Source organism: Mycobacterium sp. (genome assembly GCF_050701675.1).
Taxonomy (GTDB): domain Bacteria; phylum Actinomycetota; class Actinomycetes; order Mycobacteriales; family Mycobacteriaceae; genus Mycobacterium.
In genome coordinates this window covers 1-4474 of sequence record NZ_JBOGDD010000418.1, presented here as the reverse complement: position 1 = coordinate 4474, position 4474 = coordinate 1, and the positions used below count along the sequence as shown (strand labels likewise).

Here is a 4474-nt window from a genome sequence, read left to right as displayed (position 1 = left end):
GGCCAGGGACGCCGTCCGCAGCGCCGATGCGGCACTGTCGCGCGCCCGCCGTGACCGGTACAGGCGCCCGCGGCCCTCGACGGTCTCGGAGGCCCTGACGACCACCGGAAGATCCTCTGCGACAAGGGGGCCGATTCTTCTGCCCCGCCACAACGCCACTAGGGCGACCGCCAGACAGAGCTGCAGGACGATCCACCAGGCGCGCGCGGGGATGAGATCCGTGATCGAGGTGGCGCCGTCGGATTCGCCCTCGATCCTCTTGGGCGAGTACCAGATCACCGTGGCCCGGGACCCGGCCAGATTCATCGCGAGCGCGGCATTGCCCTCCTTCAGCAGACCCGCGTTCGTCATGAAGTCCGCGCTGCCGACGGCGGTGATGGTCCGCCCGCCGTCGGTATAGCGGACGAGGGCGCCGCCGTAACAGCGGGTCAGGGCCTTGTCGTCGACCGCCTCGTAGGTGTCGCTCAGGCCGAGTTGGACGCTGCCCGCCCTGCTGGCCTCCGGCATGTTGCAATCCGGCTCACCGCCGAAACTGGTTGCCGGCGCGGTGCGTATCTCGGGAGCCAGTGCTTCCCGGATGCTCGACAGCGGCTGGACCAGCAGCACGTCACCGCGCAGCCCACGCAGGCGTTGAAGTCCCTCGTCGTCGATCAGGAATGACGTCGGCGCCACGACCAGCAGGGTATCCGGACCGGTCGATCGTTCGACCGTCGCGATGTCGTCGGCTTCGATCACCTCGACGCCGTGGTCGGCGAGCAGTGTGACGAGCGCGTGCGCACCGTCCGCCGAGGTGGCCTCGGGATCCATCAGGCCACCGGGGCGCGGCCCCGTGAGATAGGCGGCGAGCACCGAGGTTCCGACGATGACGACGAGTGCCAGCAGCACCCAGCGCACGGTCCGCCACCGCTGCACGACGCCCGCGCCGACGGCCGATGAGTCGTCGATCATCGCACCTCGGCCCAGCGATCGGTGGGTGCCGCCGCGTCCTGGTCGGCCACCCCCGTGGTGGCGTGGGCGAGGAGACGCTCGTCGAGGGCGGCGACCGCCCGGTATTCGGGTTCGGTGCCCGGTCGTTCGCCGTAGGTGACGTCGTTGAATGACTCTGCGGCGTGCCGCAATTCGCCGGCCAGGGCCGGAATCGTCTGACCTGCGTCACGTGCCAGCTCGGTCGCCGTGCGACCGGGTACGGGATTCAGGACGGCGGTCTCCTCGAGATGGCGGGCGACCGCACGAAGGCGGTGCTTGATCGCCGATGCCCATTCCCCGTCCGCCGCGTACCGTTCCGCGACGGCGCGGTGCTCGACCGAACCCATGTCGTGCGAGCCGAACAGCGCGCTCTGGTGTGCTCGGTTGGTGCGCATGGTGCGGCGGGCTACCCGGAAGGCGACGAAGACCGCGACTGCGACCAGGATGAGCAACACCGTGATGGTGAACCAGCCGCCAGGCACGCTGGCGCCGCCGGCCAGGATCTTGTAGATCAGGTCATCGACCCACTGGGCGAGCTGCTCAGTGAGCGAACCCCGTGGGTAGATGGGCTTGTTCAGCTCGTGTTGGGCGGCGTCGTGTGCCGCGTCGCGGTCGATGGTGGACACGTCAGCGTTGCGGGGTCAGCCAGAGGTCGTCGGTGGAGGCGACGGCTCCCGCCGCGCCGGTCCGCAGGACGAGGTCGAAGGCCTCGGCCCGGATGCGACGATCGGTGTAGAGCAGCACGACGACGCCCGCGCTGAACGGCGAGGTGATGATCTGGCCGATCGCTCCACCGACGCCGATGAGGACGAAGGCGATGACCGTCGTGGCGGTGGATTCACCGACCATCAACATGACCTGGCCGATCAGGCTGAACGGGACCGACACCGCACCCGAGATCACGCCGGCGACGACCGCGGCGAGCAGGCGAATTCCGAACACCCGCCAGAAGTCGTTCCGCACCAGCGCGAAGGACCGGCTGATGGCGGCCCCCACGCCGATTCGTTCCAGCACGATCAGGGTCGGGGCGAAGCTCACCATGGTGTACAGGTAGACCAACAGGACCACCGAGGCCAGTCCGAAGAGCACGCCGACCACGAATGCCGCTGCGCCGCCCACGATCTGACTGACGGCCACGACCAAGCCGACCACCACTGCGATCACCAGGGCGGCGCCGACCACTTCGATCGCGGTAACGGCCAGCAGTGCGACGAGGCGGCCGCGAACCCGTTGCCACGCTTGACCGATGCTCATCGTCGCACCGAATACCGCGCGTCCGACCACGACGGTGAGCAGGCCGCTGAGCACGATTCCGGCCAGTACGGTCGTGAGACTGCCCGCGGCGCTGGATAGCAGCAAGGCGATGGTCGCCGAGCCGGAGATCTCCTGCGGCCCCATGTCACCCGTCAATGGAGCCAGCGCCCCGGTGGCGGCCAGGGGGCCGACCTGAATCAGCAGCGCGAGCACCTGAGTCACCACGACCACGATGGTGGTCAGGCCCAACGTCGCCTTGGGATTCGTGCGGATGTAGGTGACCGAGGCGTTGAAGATGTCGGACATGCTCAGCGGTCGCAGTGGGATGACGCCGGGCTTGAGCGCGGGAGGGGGACCCATCGGCGGATAGCCGTAGGGGCCCGCAGGCGGCGGACCGTACCCGGGTGGGCCGTAGCCAGGCGGGCCGTAGCCCGGTGGGGCGAAATAGGGGGGAGGTGGATAACCGGGCGGCGGTCCGTACTGCGGCGCAGCGCCTGCGTACACGGGCGGCGGACCGTACGGCTGAGAGCCCATCCCGCCCGGCCCGCCGACGTCGCTGCTCATGCCCACCATCCTGTCGATACCCGCCATTATTCACAACGAGCTCCGGTGGCCGTCCGCTGTTGGCGGAGCGGTGCCGACGGGGCCGGTCTCGGGCGTACCGTCTACGCCATGGCGGAACTCAAGGCGCGGCTGCGGGCCGATCTCACGACGGCGATGAAGGCCAGGGACAAGCTGACCACTGCGACTTTGAGGATGGTGCTCGCGGCGATTCAGGCCGAGGAGGTGTCGGGCAAGCAAGCACGCGAACTGTCCGACGACGACGTACTCAAGGTGTTGGCGCGGGAGTCGCGCAAGCGCGGTGAGGCCGCGGAGATCTACGTGTCCAACGGACGCGGCGAGCTCGCCGCCAACGAACGCGCCGAGGCCACCGTCATCGACTGCTACCTGCCCACCCAGTTGAACGACGACGAGCTCGCGAACGTCGTCAACACCGCCATCGCGCAGGTCGCCGAGGAGATCGGCCACGGCCCTGGGATGAAGCAGATGGGCCAGGTGATGAAGGCGGCGGTGGCCATCGCCGAGGGCAAGGCCGACGGACCCCGCATCTCGGCCGCCGTGAAGGACAGGCTCTAACTTGCGTCTGTGACCGTCGATTCGTCGGCGGTCCTGGGTTTGTCACACCCCGCTGCGATGATGACGGCATGTCTTCGACCGCAACCGCTTTCGCCCCTGAGGTGTCCCCGGGTGAGCGTGTGGACGTGCTGTTCGAGGAGTTGGCGGAGCTGACCGGCCAACGCAACGCGATCGACGGCCGCATCGTGGGCATCGTGGCCGAAATCGACCGCGACGGGCTGTGGGGTTCCACCGGCGCACGCTCGATCGCCGCCCTGGTGGCCTGGAAGACCGGTACCGCGCCGCGCAACGCCGAGACCGTCGTCGCGGTCGCGCACCGGCTGCAGGAGTTCCCCCGCTGCGCTGAAGGCCTGCGCGACGGTCGGCTGTCGCTGGATCAGGTCGGCGTCATCGCCGAGCAGGCCGCCGACGGCTCCGATGAGCACTACGCGCAGCTGGCCGCCAGCGCCACGGTCACCCAGCTGCGTACCGCGGTCAAGCTGGAACCGCGACCCGAACCCGAACCCGATCCCGAGTCTGCACCCGAGCCGCGTCCGGAGCCGCCGCGCTCGATCAGCAAGATCGTCGGCGAGGAGTCCACCACCTACCGGATCACCCTGCCCCATGCCGAGGCCGCCACCTTCGACGCCGCCCTGCAATCGCACACCGACGCATTGGTCGCCGACTGGAAACGCGACCATGCCGACGGGGACGCAGTCTCGGAGCAGGCGCCGCCGGTCCCAGGCCTCGTCGACGGGTTCATGAGCCTGATCGAGGCCGGCTGGGATGCGGACGTGGCCCGCCGACCTCACGGGCAGCGCACCACCGTGGTGGTCCACCTCGACGTCGAGAACCGGGCCGCCGCGCTGCACCTAGGTCCCTTCCTGTCCGAGAGCGACCGCCGCTTCCTGATGTGTGAGGCCGACTGTGAGGTGTGGTTCGAACGTCACGGTCAGGTGATCGGGTCGGGGCGGGCCACCCGGCAGATCAGTCGCCGGTTGCGTCGTGCCCTCGAGCACCGCGACCGCTGTTGTGTGGTGCCCGGCTGCGGGGCCACCCGCGGTCTGCATGCTCACCACATCCGGGCCTGGGAGGACGGCGGGCTCACCGAGCTGGACAACCTCGTCCTGGTCTGCCC

5 protein-coding genes are annotated in these 4474 nt (G+C 69.2%); 2 read left to right on the top strand and 3 right to left on the bottom strand.

The genetic code is table 11. The annotated features are described in order from the left end of the window. The 3 genes from ACRDUX_RS12675 to ACRDUX_RS12665 form a co-directional block, all read right to left on the bottom strand. Nucleotides 1-948, bottom strand: a 948-nt coding sequence (locus tag ACRDUX_RS12675; protein ID WP_526414379.1) for a DUF4350 domain-containing protein, incomplete at its 3' end; no start/stop codon positions are given. Then, the gene (locus ACRDUX_RS12670; RefSeq protein WP_526414378.1) at nucleotides 945-1592 is read right to left on the bottom strand and encodes a DUF4129 domain-containing protein; all 648 of its coding nucleotides are present in this window, start codon (nucleotides 1590-1592) and stop codon (nucleotides 945-947) included. The genes ACRDUX_RS12675 and ACRDUX_RS12670, both read right to left, overlap by 4 nt. Nucleotide 1593: 1 nt before the next feature. Then, complete coding sequence (locus tag ACRDUX_RS12665) at nucleotides 1594-2784, bottom strand: DUF7847 domain-containing protein (RefSeq protein WP_526414377.1); 1191 nt, start codon at nucleotides 2782-2784, stop codon at nucleotides 1594-1596. Between the two features lie 108 nt (nucleotides 2785-2892). Here ACRDUX_RS12665 and ACRDUX_RS12660 point away from each other — a divergent pair, with 108 nt between their 5' ends. Together ACRDUX_RS12660 and ACRDUX_RS12655 are read left to right on the top strand one after the other, a co-directional pair. Beyond that, a complete protein-coding gene (locus tag ACRDUX_RS12660) occupies nucleotides 2893-3357 on the top strand; it encodes a GatB/YqeY domain-containing protein (protein ID WP_526414376.1) in 465 nt (154 codons plus the stop codon). Nucleotides 3358-3425: 68 nt separating this feature from the next. Beyond that, nucleotides 3426-4474, top strand: a 1049-nt coding sequence (locus tag ACRDUX_RS12655) for an HNH endonuclease signature motif containing protein (RefSeq protein ID WP_526414375.1), incomplete at its 3' end; no start/stop codon positions are given.

Excerpts from the sequence above, each read along its gene's own strand:
- ACRDUX_RS12665 (WP_526414377.1), bottom strand. The coding sequence starts at position 2,784 with ATGAGCAGCGACGTCGGCGGGCCGGGCGGGATGGGCTCTCAGCCGTAC.
- ACRDUX_RS12660 (WP_526414376.1), top strand. The coding sequence starts at position 2,893 with ATGGCGGAACTCAAGGCGCGGCTGCGGGCCGATCTCACGACGGCGATG.